Consider the following 19610-nt stretch of genomic DNA (forward strand, 5'->3'; position numbering starts at 1 on the left):
TTTATTCTCCGCTTGGGAACAAGATTTTCTGTAATCCAGGGTGTTCTTGTAGAGGCTGTAAAGCGGGATCCTGCGTAATTTCCTCACGATAACTTTCGCTGCGGCTAATGGCCTCTTTCAAGTAGAACAAGGCTTCTTCGTATTGGCTTAGCGCCGTATATGAACAGGCAAGCTGATAAAACGCATGGCTATTTTCTGGATCAATCAATAACGCTTGATGACAAAGGTTTGAAGCCCATTGAGGCTCACCCAATTCCAATACCGCATCAGCTTTGTAGGTTAAGGCTTCACAATCATCACGCTTAATCTTCAAGATCTGATCGTAGATGCCAATCTTATGGGCAGCACTATGTTCCTGAGCTGCGCGCAACCACAAAGATTGCAGTTCTTGGGTACGCTCAATTTCCTCGCGGTTTTCTTCGATATGCAGCGTTTTTTGATTTAGCTGTTGCTCAATCGCATGTAATCGTTGCTCATACTGATTTACCAACTTAGAAATTTCTTCATCAGCCAGTGAGTGAACACGCTCGCGAATTTCACGAATTGATGTCCAGCCAACCAACACCAAAATCGATGTTGCCCCGGCAATCAGATAAAAGAAATAAGTGACCGTATTGGTTGAGTAACTTACCGCTTTATCTACTGCGTTAATTTCTCTATCAACGACTTGCTGCATCATTTCATGACGCTGTGCAGCCATATCTGTTCGCAGTTGTTTAAGCTCATCTAAAACATATCGCTCAATAAACGGTGAATAGAGCGGCTCATTTAAAGCCTCAACTTCGGCTTCAAACTCAGCGACTTGTGCATCAGGCAATGGCGTGACCTGTACTGGCGAGTCATCCGCCAAAACAGGTGTCGCCAAAAACATCAGCAGGGCTATTAACCGGCTAGACATATTGCTCGTCCATGGTCATGCACTTCCACCAGATGGCTATGCAAACTCTTAATCGCATCACCATAATCATCTTCATCAATAATGAATTGCATATCAACTTGACGCATCGACTGATGCATTGCCAATACACTGATATTTTTTTCAGCTAATGCCGCTACCGTTTTAGCCAAAATACCAGGAATTTTCATATCACTACCAATCGCCGAGACAATTGATACCTTCTGCTGATTGATCTCCGCTTCCGGAAAACTTTCAGTCAACGCATCACGAATACGACGAATCGTCTTCAGATTGGTTGAAAGGTAATGGGTAATGGTATTGGCATTAATATCCTTAGAAATAATGTGCGCCTTGAACCGACGAATCTGACTCAAGATCTCATTATCATATTGATGGATATTGCCAGCCATGTCCTGATCAAAGACTTCAAAAGCAAAGACACCTTTACAGCCTGCGATGATCTCAACACATGGCTTACTGCTGACATAATCACCCGTAATCAGCGTACCCGCATGTTCTGGCTCGAACGTATTGCGCACGCGAAGTGGAATATCATTCTGACGCAGACCTTTGGCAGCTTTAGGATGAATCGCTTCCATGCCTAAATTCGCTAACTGATCAGCCACATCATAATTAGTGCGGCCAATCGGTACGGCGTTGTCTTCACCCACTAGTCGCGGATCAGCACTACTTAAATGAAACTCTTTATGAATGATGGCTTCGTTGGCTTTTGTCAGAACAGCAATTCGACTAAATGTCATCTCACTGTAGCCACGATCAAACGTCGACATCAAACCAATTTCACTATGGGCATAACCTGTCACAATCGGTAGCTGCGTTGCCAAGTCAATCTTGGCAAAAGCCTTCTCAATACGTGCATCCAGTGTCATATGTTTGTCAGTTTGCCAACCTGTCAGATCAACAAATACTGCGTTAATGCCATCTTGTTTGAGCAGTTTCGCTGTATTCCAAGCGCTATGTGCTTCACCGATACTAGCTAACATTTCGCGCACGGTTGCCAAGTGCTGATCTAGAGCAAAGTGACCATGCTGACATAGGCGTTGCAGATCAGCTAATACACGATAAGCATCATCTAAACGCTCAATGATAAATTCATCAGCTTCAGTCGCTAGCTTAGTTTCACCAAACAGATTCTTATTAATAGCCAAAATTTCAACTTTCAGCTTATCTAAAGCCTCCTGCCAGCTGTCATCATTGACGCTGTTGGCAAACTCAGCATAAACACCTGCCTGCCCATTTTTCTTGTGTTCTAACAACAGATTGGTAATACCGCCATAAGCAGATACTACAAAGATACGTTGGTACAGGCTTTCTTCGTGTACTGGTTTGAGAATGATATTGTCGCGCACCGCAACATAATCACTCATCGAGGTGCCGCCTATTTTTTCAACGGTATGAAAACTCATAAAGGACTCTTTCGTCTTTTTGTTTGTTTTAAAAGATCAGGCAACGGTTTCAGCATCCAACTCGTAAGCGCCTTCGGCGTTATGGACTTCTTTACCGTTTAATGGTGGGTTAAACACACAAGCGAGTTTCAACTCTTTAAATGCACGCAGCACGTGACGGTCATGTAGGTTCAGGTTGTAAAGCGTACCCGGTGTGATTTTGTAAACTTTGCCGTCATCCAGTGTTTCAACTTCACCTTCACCACTGATGCAATACACTGATTCTAAATGGTTTTGGTAATGCATACGGAAATCAGCGCCCGCATAGATAGTCGTAATGTGGAATGAGTAGCCCATGTTGTCGTCTTTCAACAGCATGCGTGTGCTTTCCCAGTTACCATCTGGTGAAACGATACGACGATTTGTTTTTTCGGCTTCTTGTAGTTGTCTGACAATCATTTTTGTCTCCCATTAATTTAGTTATGAAACGCAGGCGGCCGACTGGCCGCCGCGAGGAGAGTTGGGCCATTAACCGTTGTTCGCTTTGCTCACTTCTTCACTGACTGAGTAATCGCCTTCGAAGAAATCTTTTTCTTCAGGGATAGTGTCAGCTTTAGCGCATACTTCCTTGATTGACTGCTCCAGAATTTCAATACCTTTCTTCAGGTTTTCATCACTGATCGTTAGTGGGCACAGGAATTTCACAACATGATCATCCGCACCACTAGTTTCGATAATGAGGCCTTTCTGGAAGCATTTACGCGTGATTTGGCCAGCTAATTCACCATTAACACAGTTGATACCACGGAACATGCCACGGCCATGTGAGTTAAAGTTGCCTTCACCATATTTGGCAACGATTTCGTCAACGCGGTCGGCGATAAATTGACCTTTACGCTGTACTTCCTTGGCAAAGGTATCGTCTTTCCAAAACGTATCGATAGCTGCTTTTGCAGTGACGAACGCATGATTGTTACCTCGGAACGTACCGTTGTGCTCACCTGGTGACCATTGGTCAACTTCAGGTTTCATTAGCACGACGGCAAATGGCAAACCGTAACCACTCAAAGATTTAGATAAAGTCACGATATCTGGGTAAATACCCGCTTCTTCGAAACTGAAGAATGTACCTGTGCGACCACAACCTGCTTGGATATCGTCAACAATCAGCAATACGTCATGACGCTTACAAACATCTGACAAACTACGTAACCAAGTCATAGATGCTGCGTTAATACCGCCCTCACCCTGTACTGTTTCAACAATGACTGCTGCAGGTTTATCAACACCACTACTTGAGTCAGACAACATTTTGTCTAACAGATTAGTAGTATCAAAATCGTCACCTAAGTAGCCATCGTAAGGGATACGAGTAGAACCATGTAACGCGATACCAGCACCACCACGGTGAGTTGAGTTACCTGTAACCGACAGTGAACCTAAGCTTTGACCATGCCAGCCATTAGTAAACGACACGATGTTTTCACGGCCTGTTTTCTTACGCGCAATTTTTAAAGCGGCTTCAACGGCGTTGGTACCTGTTGGGCCGGTAAACATCACCACGTAATCTAAATCACGTGGTTTTAAGATATTTTCATTGAAGCTTTCTAAGAACTCACCTTTAGCACGGCTGTGTAAGTCTAAACCTTGGGTAATACCATCGCTTTCAATGTATTCAAGCAGTTTCTTTTTAAACGCAGGATGGTTGTGACCATAGTTCAACGAACCTGCACCAGCTAAAAAGTCGATATATTCGTTACCATCTAAGTCATAGATGATTTCACCTTGAGCCCGGTCAAACACCCGTGGAAATGCTCTCGCATATGAGCGAACTTCCGATTCAATCTCTTCAAAAATTTTCATAAATTTCTCCTAAGTTATATTACGGGTAGCGCCTGACCGGATCAGGCGTTAATAGCTTTGAAAGGGCCAACTTTCACCAACATTTCCGTTTTATGTTGGCCGGCAAAATGTTTGTCTTTATCGAAATGAACGTCACTATCGATTTGGGTATCGAGCTTACGTGCCAAACCTTCAAAAAGAGCCCATGAAGCCTTGTTATCTGGCGTAATTGTTGTTTCGATACGTTTGATGTCTTGGTTAGATGGTCTTGCCAAAATACTTTTGATCATTTTGGTTGCCAGACCTTGTCCTCTGGCTCGCTCACCCACCGCGACTTGCCAAACAAATAATGTGTCGGGCTGCTGGGGCAAACGGTATCCAGAGATAAAACCTGCTACGTCACCATCTAATAATGCCGCTACTGATGTTTCAGCAAAGTGACTGGCTTGCAGCAAGTTGCAATACATTGAATTGGTATCTAGTGGTGGGCAATTTTCAATTAGTTGGTGAACTGAAGCACCTAACTCAGCGTTAGGTTGCACAAGTTCGATATCAAGCGTTTTCGCTTTTGGCTGTGTCATTATTTATTTAACTCTATTATTTATAGAACAATTAAATTATTTAATTAAAAAATCACAAAAACTGTCATTAAATCTTAATATTTATTATTTAACAGCATGTTAGCAATCAAGTTAAATCTATAGTACACTAAACATTATTAAAAACCAAATCGGATTTTTAAATGGCATCTTTAAAGAGGTCATTAGAATATAGTAGTGATTAAGTTTGTGAGGACGTGCAGTAAATCGAATTGATGCTGTAACCAAACCTAGAAAAAGTGGGACAATATGCTGAATCAATTACAAATAAATACTGAGCAGATTGATGATCTGGGTCTCAGTAATTCTGAAAAGGAACATTTGTTGAATCACATTGAAGAAGTGTTGGTCGCTTTACGGCGCGTGATACGTGCAACTGATTTGCACTCTAAATATTTGGTTAAGACAACCAGCCTGACTGCCCCGCAAATTCTGCTGTTGCAAACGCTGCGTGATAAAGGCCAAGTCACTATTGGTGAATTGGCAACGGACATGAGCCTGAGTCAGGCAACCGTTACCACTATTTTGGATAGATTGGAAAAACGTGAGTTGGTTTATCGTAAACGCTCTTTAACCGATAAACGAAAAGTCCATGCCTACCTCACAGATGCCGCACTAGAAATGCTCAAAAATGCACCGATCCCCTTACAGGACCGGTTCACGCGTGAGTTTAGTAAGTTGCAGGAATGGGAACAGACGATGATTATTTCGTCGCTAAAACGTGTTGCTCAGATGATGGATGCACAACATATCGATGCCTCCCCTGTACTTGATGTGGGTGGCTTACTTGATAGACAAGATGCCAGCCCTGAGTCAAAAAACTAAGGTGATGGATTCGGCTGTTGTTGGTGAATCGCTTCAATCCTAGCCAATACGTCTTCTGACAACTCTAGGTTTGCACTGGCGATATTGTTTTTTAGCTGCGCCATTGTGGTTGCCCCAATAATGGTTGAAGCATTAAAGGAACGGCTATTTACATAAGCTAATGCCATTTGAGAGGGATCTAACGAAAACTCATTAGCTAAATCAACATAAGCCCGTGTAGCGGCAACTGCTTGCTCATTACTATAGCGCGCATAATGTGGCCATAAATTAAGGCGTGCATTATCTGGTGCTTGATTGTCTAAATACTTACCCGATAACACACCAAAACCAAGTGGCGAGTAAGACAGCAAACTGACCTTTTCTCGATAACTAATCTCGGCACAACCGACTTCATACGTGCGGTTTAATAAACTATAAGGATTCTGCACTGAAGCAATTAATGGCAGATCTAAAAGTTTGGCAGCATTGATAAACGACATGATGCCCCAAGGCGTTTCATTGGATAAACCAATATGACGGATCTTCCCGGTATCAACATGTTTTTGAAGTGCTTGGAGCGTTTCAGCGACAGATGTCATTTCTGGCTCATCAGTTGGATCTTTAAAGCCTAACTTTCCAAAGTAATTGGTTTGACGTTCCGGCCAGTGTAATTGATATAAATCTAAATAATCTGTTTGCAGTCTCGCCAAACTATCGTTCAACGCTTTATCAATATTTGCCGCATCAAAGCGACTTTGACCGCCACGAATATGTGGGATCCAATCAGGCCCTGGCCCCGCTATTTTACTCGCGATAATGAAGTCATCACGTTTGCCACGTTGTTTCAACCAATTGCCAACGATTTTTTCGGTGGCACCATAGGTTTCTGCTTTTGGTGGAATGGCATATAGCTCTGCGGTATCAATAAAATTCACGCCTTGGGCAACAGCATAATCTAATTGCTCAAAGCCTTCGGCTTGCGTGTTTTGTTCACCAAACGTCATGGTGCCCAAACAAATCTCACTGACTTGTAGGTTGGTTTGGCCTAATTGATTAAATTTCATATTACTTCTTAGTTTTGAATTTTAAGACGTTATACAGCCATGAATCACTGCACATTTGTAAGGCAGCTTAATAGAAAGTCACGGTGAAAGTCTATTTGAAAGGCAGTATGGCTAATTAATATTATTGCCACTCACCGAGCGTAACTTATTTACTGCAAGCGATGCTGCTGAAGTACGTGTTTCGACGCCAAGCTTGGTTAACACATGCTCCATATGTTTATTAATGGTTCTAGGGCTAGTACCTAAAATCTCACCAATACTTTTATCGGTTTTACCCAGAATCACCCAATGCAAAACTTCAGACTCACGATTAGTGAGATTAAACACCGCACGTAATGCTTCGATTTGAGCGGTTTCAGACTCTTCACGAAGTAGGATCAGCCACTGATCTTCACTGTGCAAATCTGCTGCTGTAAAAATCAGTCGTCCACTTGGGTTATTGATTATCAGCGGACTGATTCTAGCCTTTCCACCTTGATGTAACTGGTTGACCCAATTACGCAGTGCTTCAGGCGTTTCTGGTTGCATACCTTGATCATCTGTCTCCAGATAATTACCCATCAGCTGTCGAGCGAGAGGTGTTTGCCAAACCACTTTGCCCGAATCGGGCAACACGGCGATAGCAGCCTGACCAAACGCATCTAATGCACTTTGCGTCTGATTAATCAGTTTTGAATTTTTAAGGTGGGTCTGAATTCGCGCAATAACCTCAATCGGACTCAGCGGCTTTGTCACATAATCAATACCGCCCGCAGCGAAACCGGCAACCACATGCTCAGATTCGGTTAACCCCGTCATAAAGATAACGGGAATATGTCGCGTATTAAGATCTTTCTTTAATTGTTTACAAACGGTGAAACCATCCATCTCAGGCATTAAAGCATCTAATAGAATCAGATCTGGACTCGCATCCATACTGATTTGGATTGCAGACTCACCATTATCAGCCACCATGACGGTATAGCCTGACTCCACTAAAGCATCATGTAAGAGTGCCAGCGTATCTAATGAGTCATCTACAACGAGAACAACGTAACTATTTACACTCTCAGACATTCTCTAACTGCTCTTCGATAAACTTTTTCATCTTACTTAATTGAAATTTGGCCGCCATATCACTGACTTCACTGATAAAACGGTTACAGGCAAGCTCTTGTAGCTCAATATCTTTAATTAATTGTCTCACACCTACGAGATAGCCAAGGTTAATCATCTCCAGAAGTTCTTTTAAAGTTGCTTTTGGTGGCAGTTGATAAGGGGCATCAATGGCTTTGGCTTCAACTACGTCAGACTTATTAATCCACTCTAATTCTAAGCGCTCACCTAACCAACTAATTAGCTCGAATAAATTAACCGGCTTCAGGATAAAGTCTTTGTCACGAATACCCGAATCATTTTCCAAGTTTTTATCAAACGCATTGGCTGAAATGATGCCAATCTTTACCTTAGATTTATGCACATTACGGATTAGGTGAATGGTTTCCCAACCATCCATCTCTGGCATGGCCAAATCCATAAATATGATTTCAGGATTAAAGTCGGGATAAATACGAATACAGTCTGCGCCAGATGCGGCCTCTTTCACTTCAAAACCTAATGGTGATAAGACATTAACCAGTAACTCTCGATCAACAGGCTCATTATCAACCACTAAAATTCGCCGACGAGGGCCTTTATATCCCACAGGCATTTGATTGGTAATGACGGGTAAATCACCTTCAACGCGAACCGATGGCAAAAACAAACGAATATTAAATATTGTGCCAACACCCACTTCACTTTTCACCGACAGCACACCGCCCATCAGTTCAGTAAGCAGCTTACAAATGGTCAGCCCTAACCCTGTTCCGCCTACATTTCTCGCTGCACTGCCACGAACGAATGGTTCGAATATTTTTTCCAGCTCTGCCGCTTTAATACCAGGCCCAGTATCTTCGACTTCTATCGATAAAAACTCACGGGCATGTTTCAAACGTAATTTAATGCCGCCCTGCTCCGTATACTTAACAGCGTTACCGATAACATTAATCAATATTTGACTTAAACGTTTGTGATCGGCTCGTACAACCTGAGGTAAATCAGAGCTGATGTCGTACTCAAAGGTGAGCCCTTTGTTGATCGCTTGCAATTCAAACATACTGATAATCTGTTGAATATAATCAGGAAAATGTAACGACTTAGTATCAAACTTAAGCTTACCACTCTCAATACGGGCAATATCTAACGTGCCTTCAATTAATGACAACAGATGCTCGCCACTTCGTAAAATGACTTTGATGGCATTTTTGTTATCTGCCTCAATTTCCGCTTTGTTATCCAATAATTGGGCGTAGCCCAAAATACTATTTAGCGGCGTTCTAAGCTCATGACTTATCCCAGTGATATAACGGCTTTTCGCTTCGTTAGCTTGCTCGGCAACCACACGAGCACTTTGTAACTCTGCGTCAGTTAATTCATGAAGTTTAATTTCGCGCTGTAACAAGTTGGTTTGGTGAATTGACTCTTGTTGGGCGACATGGCGACTTTGTGAGGTAAGCAATAACCACCAAACAATGATGCCACTGACAAGCACCATCGCCGAAAAGGCTTTTAAAAAGCCAACCTGAATCTCTGGCAGTATATGGGCAATATTGGCGGTGGTTGTCAGCGAAATATGCAGATAGATAAGACCAAAAATGGCGGCTAAAAATGACACTGTCATAGTCATCAGCAAGATGTAATGACCAACCCCACTTTGAATATAGCCCCAAAGCGACCTCGGCAAAATCTTAGTCATCAATGACTGGAACTGTGAGTCCAACTTAGCATGAGGTTTACAGGCATCATTACAACGAGCGTCTAGGCAACAACATAACGAGCAAATAGCACCCTGATAGGCTGGACAATAAGCAACATCATCCACCTCATATTCACGATCACAAATGCTACAAACTTCTTTCGTTTTTGCCGGACGAAATTGATGAGGTTTACGCGCTAAATAATATTTTCCCTTGGTCCACCAAGCGATTAATGGCGAACAAATTAACGCTGTAAACATCGCGATAAATGAAGAAAATGATTGCGCTTCAATCCCGAAAATTCCGACAAACGATAACACTGACAATATCGATGCTATTGCCATCGTGCCGACACCGACCGGGTTAATGTCGTATAAGTATGCTCTGCGAAACTCGACACCTTTAGGACTTAAACCTAGCGGCTTATTGATAACCAAGTCAGCAACCACGGCCGTTATCCAAGAAATCGCAATGTTGGAATACAAGCCGAGGATTTGTTCTAAGGCCTCGAAAACATCCAACAACATCAACATCGTGGCAATCATGACGTTGAATAATAGCCAGACAACACGCCCCGGATGGCTATGGGTTAAACGAGCGAAAAAGTTAGACCAGGCCAGTGAGCCAGCATAAGCATTTGTAATGTTGATTTTTATCTGAGATAAAACAACAAAAAACACCGTCACAGCCAGTAATACATCAGCATTATCAAACACATAGCTAAATGCTGTGTGATACATATAGGTTGGATTAATTGCCTCTTGAGCAGATTGACTGGCCGTAATGACTAAATAGGCGAGTAACACCCCAGCAAACATTTTGATCATGCCGATAAAAACCCAACCTGGGCCAGCAGCAATAACACCCAAATACCAACGCAGTCTGTTTTCTTTCGTTTTTTCTGGCATAAAACGCAAAAAGTCGACCTGCTCACCAACTTGAGGGATCAAAGCCATGCCAATAGCGATAGCCGTACCAAACATATAGATGTTAAAGCCGCTGTCGTAACCAGACGCACCCGCAAAGTTTATTACCCCTCTGACGGTTTCTGGTTCTTTGATAAAAATAACGACAAACGGCAATATCATTAAGAACAACCAAACCGGTTGGGTAATCATCTGAATTCGACTGATCAGCGTCACACCATGGGTTACCAACGGGATGATCACAACGGCGGAGATCAGATACCAAACCTGTATGGGAAAATCGAAATACATACTCAACGCATAAGCCATGATGACGGCTTCTAATGCGAATAATATGAAGGTAAAGGTCGCGTAGACAAATGAGGATATGGTCGAACCAATGTAGCCAAAACCCGCACCACGGGTTAGCAAATCCATATCTAAACCAAACTTTGCTGCGTAATAACTGATTGGCAAGCTGGTAAGGAAAATAATCAGGCTGATAGTCAGAATTGCCCAAAAGGCATTCACAAAGCCAAAGTTAACGGCAAGTGCTGCACCGATAACCTCTAAAACCAGAAAGGAAATGGCGCCTAAAGCGGTATTGGAGACACGAAAAATTGACCACTTACGGAAAGCATGTGGCGTAAATCGTAACGCATAATCTTCCAGCGTTTCGTTCGCAACCCAAGTATTGTAATCACGGCGAATTTTAACAATACGTTGCGGTGCATTATGTTCTGATGATTCCATCAAAGCATCATTGTTACTCAAGATGACTTCCTGATTAGTTTTATCCAGTTACAAGAATAGCAACCAGAAAAATCACTATTGGATGACATTCATTCATCCAATGGCATCATAACGTATGCGTAGGTTTACGTTATCTACGTAATATTACGTATAGATCGTTTTATAGTGAATACCGGGGCAATAGCCCCGGCACCAACTTTCCTTTTTAAGTGAACAACAAATAGGTGCCACTTAGGGTTAACAGCGTGGCCAAACCACGTTGGAGATATAAGCCAATCGTATTTTTAAACGTCGCAAGATAAACACCTGCTCCTAATAACAACATTGTCGCTAGGATGATGCCGCCAACCGCAGCAAAACCACCGCCTGTAGCAATCATTTCTTGGCCATGAACAAAACCATGTAAAACCGCGAAAACACTCGCTAAAATCAATTGAACTACCGTATTAATTTGCGTGTTTAACAAAATAACTAAGCCCATTGCTAAAACACTCACCGCGATAGCCAATTCAACAAATGCCATACCAGTTAATACCGCGCCAAGAACGATACCGACCAACATAAACAAGGTGAATTGAACAGGCACTTGCCACTTGGCTGCTGTTTGCGACTTACCCGCCCAGTAACCAACCGCCAGCATCACAAGCAAATGATCAATGCCGGTGAATGGATGACTAAATCCCCCTGCAAAATTAGCAATATCATGGCCCGGATGCGCTAATGCGATACTTGGAAAAAGTAAGGCCGCCAGCAGTGTGTAAAAAGATTTTTTCATTTTTTCCTCTCTTGGTTGAGCGGTTAGTTCAACATCAAACCTTGCTTTTCAATAAAGGCAATAATATCTGCCAGCCCGTCTTCTGCTTTTAAATTACTAAATACAAAAGGTCGTTCACCACGCATACGTTTAGCATCACGATCCATCACTTCTAATGACGCACCAACCAATGGCGCTAAATCGGTTTTATTAATGACGAGCAAATCTGACTTGGTTATACCCGGGCCACCTTTACGTGGAATCTTCTCACCAGCCGATACGTCAATAACGTAGATAGTCAGATCGGATAATTCAGGGCTAAACGTCGCTGCTAAGTTATCACCACCACTCTCAACAAATACGATTTCTAATGGATCAAAACGTTTGCTTAACTGAGCAACCGCTTCAAGATTCATGGATGCGTCTTCACGGATGGCCGTATGCGGGCAACCGCCAGTTTCAACACCAATAATACGATCGGCAGACAAAGCTTCGTTGCGTGTTAAAAACTCCGCATCTTCTTTGGTGTAAATATCGTTGGTGACGACTGCAATGTTGTACTTATCACGTAACTTCTTACATAAAGCTAATGTTAAAGCGGTTTTGCCTGAGCCAACTGGCCCACCAATACCTACGCGTAAAGGTTCTTTCATCTTAACGGTCTCTCAATCAGGATCGAAATAATCGGGAATACTGTGTTTCATGTCGGCAGCCAGCAATGCTCAGTGCCGGACAAAAATTGTGGATGTCATCATCAGCAATTTGCATGGACTCTTCGACCAACGCCGGAATCATCTTAGCGAGGTCGGACAAAATACGTTGTCCAGCGACCTGCCCTAAAGGCACGGCTTTCATAACTGCACTGACTTGGTTTTCTAAAAATGACCAAATATAGGCATGTAGAGTCTCTGCTAATGGGATTTCCCATTGCCAAGCACTGGCTGCATACATAGTTGGAAAAGCTGGCTGTTCCATTGACTCACTAAAAGCCAACACATTATCAGGCCACGTTGCTAAGTCGCGCTGTAGTCTTAACAGTGAATACGCCATTTGCTGCGTTTCAGCCAAGGCTTCACTACTATCACGCCCAGCTTGGTAAAAGTCATCCCAAGCTTGTACTTGCACGGTATCCATTTTTTGCCACGCCTCAAATAAACGACGTAACACGGGTAATTCAAAATTGACGTAATAGATCGACATGACATCGCCAATCCATTGTTTAGCTGTATCAACATCACGAACAGCCTGGGTTTCAATAGCCCACTCTAAACCTTGTGAGTAACTATACGCTCCCACTGGCAGCATCGGGCTGGCAAGCTGAAGAAGTCGTGATAATGACGCCGTCATAAAATGTTAATGGCTATGTCCATGATGGTGATGGTGGCTGTGAACATGATCGTCATCATCGTGATGATGGTGATGTCCGCCACCAGAGTACGCGCCCGATTCAGGTTCAAATGGCGCTTGTAACTCTTCAACCTGCACACCAAGTCCTATTAACATGTCTTTTAAAACGTAATCTGACTCAAGCTTTAACCAGCCATCACCAATTTCCAAAGGCACATGACGATTACCCAAATGATAAGCCGCACGGGTTAAAGCATGCGCATTAGTGGCAGTCACCTGCATTACTGATTGATCAGCAGCAACAACCTTAATCACTTCACCGGTATCGGCTTTGAGGTAATCACCGCCGCGTAAAATGGTGCCACGTTCCATAAACAAAGCGGCCTCAGTGCCGGACTGTAAGGTAACGCGAATACGGCTCTTTTGCCGTAAATCAAAGCTCAACGCGACAACATCATCAATCGTTGTATCACTATGAATATGAGAAAGCTTGGTCGAAAAAGACAGCATGTTTGTCCTTAGAATAAAAAGTAACGTTGAGCCATCGGCAGCTCGACCGCAGGCTCACAAATCAGCAATTCACCATCAGCCAACACTTGATAGGTTTCTGGATCCACGGTTATCTCAGGCGTCGCGTCATTCAACACCATATCTTTTTTACTGATGCTCCGGCAGTTTTTGACTGCAACCAGTGGCTTTTCTAAACCTAACGCTTGCACATCAGGGTTATTCAGGGCGGCTTGAGAAACAAATGTCACTGAGCTTTTTAATGCTTTGCCATAACTACCAAACATCGGTCGGTAATGGACTGGTTGTGGTGTCGGGATAGAGGCATTGGGATCGCCCATTGCTGCGGCTGCAATCATGCCGCCTTTCAAAATCAACGTCGGTTTCACACCAAAAAATGCTGGACGCCACAAAACCAAATCCGCCAACTTACCTGTTTCAATCGAACCCACCGTATCTGAAATACCATGGGTAATCGCTGGGTTGATAGTGTATTTAGCAATGTAACGTTTCACCCGGTAGTTATCGGCATCACCGTCATTACTTGCCGCATCTTCTGGTAAAGCGCCACGTTGTAACTTCATTTTATGGGCTGTTTGCCAAGTACGAATCACCACTTCCCCTACTCGGCCCATTGCCTGTGAATCTGATGACATCATGGCAAATGCACCGGTGTCATGCAGAATATCTTCAGCTGCAATGGTTTCACGACGAATTCGCGACTCAGCAAACGCAACATCTTCGGCAATGGAAGGGTCAAGGTGATGACACACCATCAACATATCCAAATGCTCATCTAAGGTATTGACCGTAAATGGTCGGGTGGGATTGGTTGAGGAAGGTAAAACATTACTTGAGCTAATGGCTTTGATAATGTCTGGTGCATGACCACCACCCGCCCCTTCGGTATGAAAGGTATGAATAGTGCGGCCTTTGAATGCATCCAAAGTGGTTTCAACAAAACCTGACTCATTTAAGGTGTCTGAGTGAATGGCGACCTGAATATCCATTTCTTCTGCAACTGACAAACAGTTATCAATCGCTGCTGGCGTGGTACCCCAATCTTCATGAAGTTTTAAGCCAATAACACCAGCCGTCACTTGCTCTCTGGCAGGCTCAGGTTTAGAGACGTTACCTTTACCGAAAAAGCCCATATTCATTGGGAAAGCTTCAGCGGCTTCAAGCATACGATGAATATGCCATGGCCCCGGTGTACAAGTTGTTGCATACGTCCCTGTTGCAGGCCCGGTTCCGCCGCCAAGCATCGTGGTGACACCTGACATTAAGGCTTCTTCAATTTGTTGTGGGCAAATCCAGTGAATATGACTATCAATACCACCAGCGGTGAGAATCATACCCTCGCCAGCAATAACTTCAGTACCGGCGCCAACAGGAATAGTGACATTCGGTTGGATATCGGGATTTCCGGCTTTACCAATTGCCCAGATATTGCCGTCTTTAATAGCGACATCGGCTTTGATAATACCGGTTACCGCATCAATGATAAGCGCGTTGGTAATGACGGTATCGGCGATTTCATCAGCACATAATTGTGATTGGCCCATACCATCACGAATGACCTTACCACCACCAAACTTTACTTCTTCACCGTAGGTCGTGAAGTCTTTCTCAACTTCGATCCATAACTCGGTATCAGCTAGGCGAATTTTGTCGCCAACGGTTGGGCCAAACATTTCAGCATAAGCTTGGCGGTCAATTTTTAAGCTCATGACAAGGCCCCCATGACTCTACCTGCAAAACCATAAACCTGACGTTGGCCTGATAAAGCCACTAATTCAACTGTTCGCATCTGACCTGGTTCAAACCTCACGGCGGTTCCAGGCGCAATATTTAACCGAAAGCCGTAAGCCTTATCACGGTCAAACAGCAACGCATCATTTACTTCAAAAAAGTGGTAGTGCGAGCCGATTTGTACCGGTCGGTCACCACTGTTTGAGACATCAATGGTTATCAGCTCACGATCTTCATTCATCGATAACTGACCGGGTTTCACTCGCATTTCGCCTGGAATCATCGTCATCGTCCTTAAATAATCGGGTTATGTACTGTGACCAACTTAGTACCATCTGGAAATGTCGCTTCCACCTGAATTTCGGGCAACATTTCTGCAATACCATCCATCACGTCATCTCGTGTTAATAAGGTCGCACCGTAATCCATCAGATCGGCAACGGTTCTGCCATCTCTTGCCCCTTCCATAATGGCTGCAGAGATAAAGGCCACCGCTTCTGGATAATTAAGCTTTAAACCACGATCTTTACGCCGCTCAGCCAATAGCGCTGCGGTAAAAATTAATAACTTATCTTTTTCTCTAGGGGTCAATTCCATTGCTTGTCAGCCCTTATCAATTAAGTGGACCAAATGCGTGGTCGGCTAGCCTCGCGCTCGCCATACCAAGGACGCAAATAGTGCCAAATTTTTTCAAAATACATTTTTGCTTCTTGGGCACAGCTACCCATATAACGTGCTGTAAATATCTGGGGTAATGCTGACACACCATAATCTGCTTTTGACGTCAGGGTGATGTCCTGACATTGCTTCAATACTTCAGCCGGCGTCTCACTAGCAGCAACCACTAAACTACCGAAGACAACATGTTCGTGAAGTCCAGCCATTGCCGTTAACAATTTACTGTTTGGGTTCATTAAAGCGGATTCATTCCAAATAAGCTTGTCTTCACGTCTGATTTGTAATTTTTGACGAAATTGGCCGGTCTGCCAACGCTCGCCACTGGCTTTGCGGCCTAAACAAACCACTTCCCAGCCAGCAAAGACAGCTGACTTGGCTAAATTCACTTGGGTATTTAAAACGACATCTGCACTATCAAATACGATATTTTCCTGTGGTAACCATTCAAGGCGTGCATTGTCAGCCACATTGATCACAATATCTTGGCTGGCTTGTCGTCCGAGTGATTTGTACCACTTAGTTGCCCCCGGTGTCGTTAATAATGCTGATGACTTTGAGGCCATATCAACACCAAGAAAGAGATGATCACCACCAGCGACACCACCTGGCGGATGAATAATCACACCATGTGCTACGTCAGGGCCTTCTGGGTAAAGGATTTTTTGCAGTACTAGCGGACCATGATGTTGCCTGCGCGCCAGTGTTGATTGATTTGAGCGGTGGTCAAACATCAGTTTCAGACTGGCATCCCAGCCAGTCATCAACTGATTTGAGGTATGACTAACTACTTTTTCTATTAACGGTAACGCTGATTGCGAGCGCACATTCATGCCAACACTCTCCTACATGTTGCACATAGAGCAACACATTTGTGCGCCAATAACAATAGAACTTATACCGTCAGGTACTTTTTAACCATTGCCGCATCTACGTTTTCACGCAGATCTTCATGGATAAACTTACCTTTCTCAATCACGATAATTCGATCTGCGATCTCCATGGTAAAGCTCAATACCTGCTCAGAAACAATGATGGTAATTTCACGCATCTGACGAATTTCATTTAAGACTTTGGCAATGTCTTTAATGATTGATGGCTGAATACCCTCAGTCGGTTCATCTAACAACAATACTTTTGGATTGGTCACCAAAGCACGGGCAATCGCCAACTGTTGCTGCTGACCGCCTGACAAGTTACCACCTTTACGATGACGCATATCATGTAGCACAGGAAACAATGAAAAGATGTCATCCGGAATCGATTTCATTTTCGATACTTGTAGACCCGTTTCAATGTTTTCCTGCACGGTTAAGGTTGGGAAAATCATCCGGCCTTGTGGCACATAAGCGATACCATTAGCAACCCGCTTATGGCTTTCCATGCCATTAACATCAACACCTTCAACAGAAACTTTATCAGCCTGACTTGGCAGAATGCCCATCAAAGATTTGAACAGTGTAGTTTTACCCATACCATTTCGGCCCATGATTGCCAGCGTTTCATTCTTATTGACGTTAAAGCTGATGTCGTGAATAACCTGGCTCTGACCATAACTAACTTGTAAATTTTCTACTTCAAACATGGTTAATCTCCAGCGTTAATCAATGACCAAGATAGACTTCGATGACTTTTTCATCCGCCTGAACTTTTTCCATAGGGCCTTCAGCAAGGATTTTGCCTTGGTGCAATACAGTGACCTTACGGGCTATTTTCTTGACGAACTCCATATCATGTTCGATAACAATCACCGAACGGTTTTCACAGATACGGTTTAACAGTTCCGCCGTTTCATCACGTTCCTTGGCGCTCATCCCTGCGACCGGTTCATCTAACATGAGTAGCTCAGGGTCTTGCATCAACAACATGCCGATTTCTAACCATTGCTTTTGACCATGACTGAGAATAGCTGCTTCTGTATCCAATAATTCATCTAACTGGATGTCTTTGGCCACCTGATTAACACGTTCAATGACGGCATCAGTGGTTTTGAAAAACAAGCTACCAAACACACCACGACCTTCTGGATAAGACACTTCTAGGTTTTGATAGACCGTTAGGTTTTCATAAATCGACGGAGTCTGAAACTTACGGCCAATACCTGCACGAACGATTTGATGTTCAGCCATCTTGGTCATTTCAGTATTTTTAAAGCTGATAGAACCGCTACTTGCTTTGGTTTTACCGCAAATCAAATCCAGCAAGGTGGTTTTACCGGCCCCGTTAGGACCGATAACCACACGCAGTTCATTTTTGTCGATATACATATTTAACGAATCAACTGCTTTAAAGCCGTCGAAGGAAACCGTCAGGTCTTCAATGGCCAATAAAAAGTCGGTATTTGTGCTCATTATTTGGCTCCTTCAGCAGTCACTTCAGTGTCAGTGGTTTCTGGTGCTTCTAACTTTTCTTCCGGCTTTTTGCTTTTGCCCATCAGCGGACGTAGGAAAGGTACTTTTGGTGCGTACTTATTCCAGATACCCGCTAAACCATTCGGGAAGAACATCACCACCGCGATGAACAAACCGCCCATCAGGAACAACCACAATTCAGGGAATGTTTCTGAGAACGCTGTTTTACCGGCATTCACTAATAAGGTGCCGTAAACCACACCAATCAGTGACATACGTCCACCTACTGCCGCGAAGATAACCATTTCAATTGAAGGCACAATGCCGACAAATGACGGTGACATAAAGCCAACCTGCAGCGTAAACATCGCACCACCGATTGCTGCAATCACTGCTGACACACAGAAGATAAAGATTTTGAAGTTAGATACGTCGTAACCAGAGAAACGAACGCGGTCTTCTTTATCTTTCATCGCCAATAACAATTGACCAAACTTACTGCTGAGGATGAATTTAGCCACCATAATCACGCCTAACAACAAGAAGGCATTGATGAAGTACAACAAGTATTTCGCTTCATCAGTACGGATATCCCAACCATTTAAAGTACGTAAGTCAGTAATACCGTTGATACCACCTGTGTAGCCTTGTTGACCGACGATTAAGACTGTCAGGATGACAGCGATAACCTGCGTGATAATGGCAAAGTAAACACCACCTACACGGCGCTTAAACATCGAGTAACCGATGATGAAAGCAAATACTGCCGGCACCACAAAAATCGCCAGGATAGTAAAAGCAAAGCTATCAAAGGGTACCCAGAACCAAGGGAGTTCATACAACTGGTTCCAGTCCATAAAGTCAGGAATACCTGGCGTAGTTTGGATGGCTGTGCTTTCTGGATCAGATGCTTCCAGTTTTAAGAACATGGCCATCGCATAACCACCCAAGCCAAAGAAGATCCCCTGCCCCAAACTCAAGATACCGCCGTAACCCCATAGTAAGACCAAGCTCACTGCGGCAAAGGCATACGTTAAATATTTACCTACCAAGTTCAGTCGGAATAAATCCAATGCCAGAGGCAAAATCACCAAGATCAGAAGGGCTAGAATCGCAATCGATATCGCACCACTTCGACCGCCTAATAATCGTTCATAGACAAAATTCATGAGTTAC

General features: G+C 43.6%; 20 protein-coding genes. 1 reads left to right on the top strand and 19 read right to left on the bottom strand.

Annotated features, from left to right (window positions below; translation table 11 throughout):
• Position 1 precedes the first annotated feature (1 nt).
• From OMP94_RS04000 to ectA, 5 genes are all read right to left on the bottom strand, one after another.
• Positions 2–898: a TPR end-of-group domain-containing protein gene (locus OMP94_RS04000; RefSeq protein ID WP_266276265.1), complete on the bottom strand. Its 897-nt coding sequence runs from the start codon at positions 896–898 to the stop codon at positions 2–4.
• The gene (locus OMP94_RS04005; protein ID WP_266276267.1) at positions 883–2325 is read right to left on the bottom strand and encodes an aspartate kinase; all 1443 of its coding nucleotides are present in this window, start codon (positions 2323–2325) and stop codon (positions 883–885) included. The genes OMP94_RS04000 and OMP94_RS04005 overlap by 16 nt, the downstream gene beginning before the upstream one ends.
• A gap of 36 nt (positions 2326–2361) precedes the next feature.
• On the bottom strand, positions 2362–2763 hold the full coding sequence (locus tag OMP94_RS04010; protein WP_266276269.1) for an ectoine synthase: 402 nt from the start codon (positions 2761–2763) through the stop codon (positions 2362–2364).
• Positions 2764–2832: 69 nt separating this feature from the next.
• Positions 2833–4167 (bottom strand): diaminobutyrate--2-oxoglutarate transaminase, encoded by a 1335-nt coding sequence (gene ectB, locus OMP94_RS04015; protein WP_266276271.1) that lies wholly within the window; start codon positions 4165–4167, stop codon positions 2833–2835.
• 41 nt (positions 4168–4208) lie between these two features.
• A complete protein-coding gene (gene ectA, locus OMP94_RS04020) occupies positions 4209–4727 on the bottom strand; it encodes a diaminobutyrate acetyltransferase (RefSeq protein WP_266276273.1) in 519 nt (172 codons plus the stop codon).
• Between the two features lie 267 nt (positions 4728–4994).
• Here ectA and OMP94_RS04025 point away from each other — a divergent pair, with 267 nt between their 5' ends.
• A complete protein-coding gene (locus OMP94_RS04025) occupies positions 4995–5570 on the top strand; it encodes a MarR family winged helix-turn-helix transcriptional regulator (protein ID WP_323135052.1) in 576 nt (191 codons plus the stop codon).
• On the opposite strand, the gene OMP94_RS04030 is transcribed toward OMP94_RS04025, so the two are convergent.
• From OMP94_RS04030 to urtC, 14 genes are all read right to left on the bottom strand, one after another.
• Positions 5567–6613, bottom strand: coding sequence for an NADP(H)-dependent aldo-keto reductase (locus OMP94_RS04030; RefSeq protein ID WP_266276275.1), 1047 nt, complete (start codon positions 6611–6613; stop codon positions 5567–5569). The genes OMP94_RS04025 and OMP94_RS04030 overlap by 4 nt on opposite strands.
• Positions 6614–6724: 111 nt before the next feature.
• On the bottom strand, positions 6725–7669 hold the full coding sequence (locus OMP94_RS04035; RefSeq protein ID WP_266276277.1) for a response regulator: 945 nt from the start codon (positions 7667–7669) through the stop codon (positions 6725–6727).
• Positions 7662–11069: an ATP-binding protein gene (locus tag OMP94_RS04040; protein WP_266276279.1), complete on the bottom strand. Its 3408-nt coding sequence runs from the start codon at positions 11067–11069 to the stop codon at positions 7662–7664. Before OMP94_RS04040 ends, OMP94_RS04035 begins: the two co-directional genes overlap by 8 nt.
• A gap of 184 nt (positions 11070–11253) precedes the next feature.
• Positions 11254–11823, bottom strand: coding sequence for a HupE/UreJ family protein (locus OMP94_RS04045; protein ID WP_266276281.1), 570 nt, complete (start codon positions 11821–11823; stop codon positions 11254–11256).
• 23 nt (positions 11824–11846) lie between these two features.
• Positions 11847–12455: an urease accessory protein UreG gene (ureG, locus tag OMP94_RS04050; RefSeq protein ID WP_266276283.1), complete on the bottom strand. Its 609-nt coding sequence runs from the start codon at positions 12453–12455 to the stop codon at positions 11847–11849.
• Positions 12456–12471: 16 nt separating this feature from the next.
• Positions 12472–13149, bottom strand: a complete 678-nt coding sequence (locus tag OMP94_RS04055; protein ID WP_266276285.1) for an urease accessory protein UreF — start codon at positions 13147–13149, stop codon at positions 12472–12474.
• A gap of 6 nt (positions 13150–13155) precedes the next feature.
• Positions 13156–13659 (bottom strand): urease accessory protein UreE, encoded by a 504-nt coding sequence (gene ureE / locus OMP94_RS04060; RefSeq protein ID WP_266276288.1) that lies wholly within the window; start codon positions 13657–13659, stop codon positions 13156–13158.
• An 8-nt stretch (positions 13660–13667) separates the two neighbouring features.
• Positions 13668–15386 carry an urease subunit alpha gene (gene ureC / locus OMP94_RS04065; RefSeq protein WP_266276290.1) on the bottom strand — a complete coding sequence of 573 codons (1719 nt, stop codon included), beginning with the start codon at positions 15384–15386 and terminating at the stop codon, positions 13668–13670.
• Positions 15383–15691, bottom strand: a complete 309-nt coding sequence (locus tag OMP94_RS04070) for an urease subunit beta (protein WP_266276454.1) — start codon at positions 15689–15691, stop codon at positions 15383–15385. The genes ureC and OMP94_RS04070 overlap by 4 nt, the downstream gene beginning before the upstream one ends.
• An 11-nt stretch (positions 15692–15702) precedes the next feature.
• The gene (ureA, locus tag OMP94_RS04075; RefSeq protein WP_266276292.1) at positions 15703–16005 is read right to left on the bottom strand and encodes an urease subunit gamma; all 303 of its coding nucleotides are present in this window, start codon (positions 16003–16005) and stop codon (positions 15703–15705) included.
• Positions 16006–16025: 20 nt separating this feature from the next.
• Positions 16026–16916, bottom strand: a complete 891-nt coding sequence (locus tag OMP94_RS04080) for an urease accessory protein UreD (RefSeq protein ID WP_266276294.1) — start codon at positions 16914–16916, stop codon at positions 16026–16028.
• 62 nt (positions 16917–16978) lie between these two features.
• On the bottom strand, positions 16979–17668 hold the full coding sequence (urtE, locus tag OMP94_RS04085; RefSeq protein ID WP_266276296.1) for an urea ABC transporter ATP-binding subunit UrtE: 690 nt from the start codon (positions 17666–17668) through the stop codon (positions 16979–16981).
• Positions 17669–17687: 19 nt separating this feature from the next.
• Positions 17688–18434, bottom strand: coding sequence for an urea ABC transporter ATP-binding protein UrtD (urtD, locus tag OMP94_RS04090; RefSeq protein WP_266276298.1), 747 nt, complete (start codon positions 18432–18434; stop codon positions 17688–17690).
• On the bottom strand, positions 18434–19603 hold the full coding sequence (urtC, locus tag OMP94_RS04095) for an urea ABC transporter permease subunit UrtC (protein WP_266276300.1): 1170 nt from the start codon (positions 19601–19603) through the stop codon (positions 18434–18436). The genes urtD and urtC overlap by 1 nt, the downstream gene beginning before the upstream one ends.
• Positions 19604–19610: the final 7 nt, after the last annotated feature.

It is taken from the genome of Methylophaga sp. OBS3, from assembly GCF_026319325.1.
Classification (GTDB): domain Bacteria; phylum Pseudomonadota; class Gammaproteobacteria; order Nitrosococcales; family Methylophagaceae; genus Methylophaga.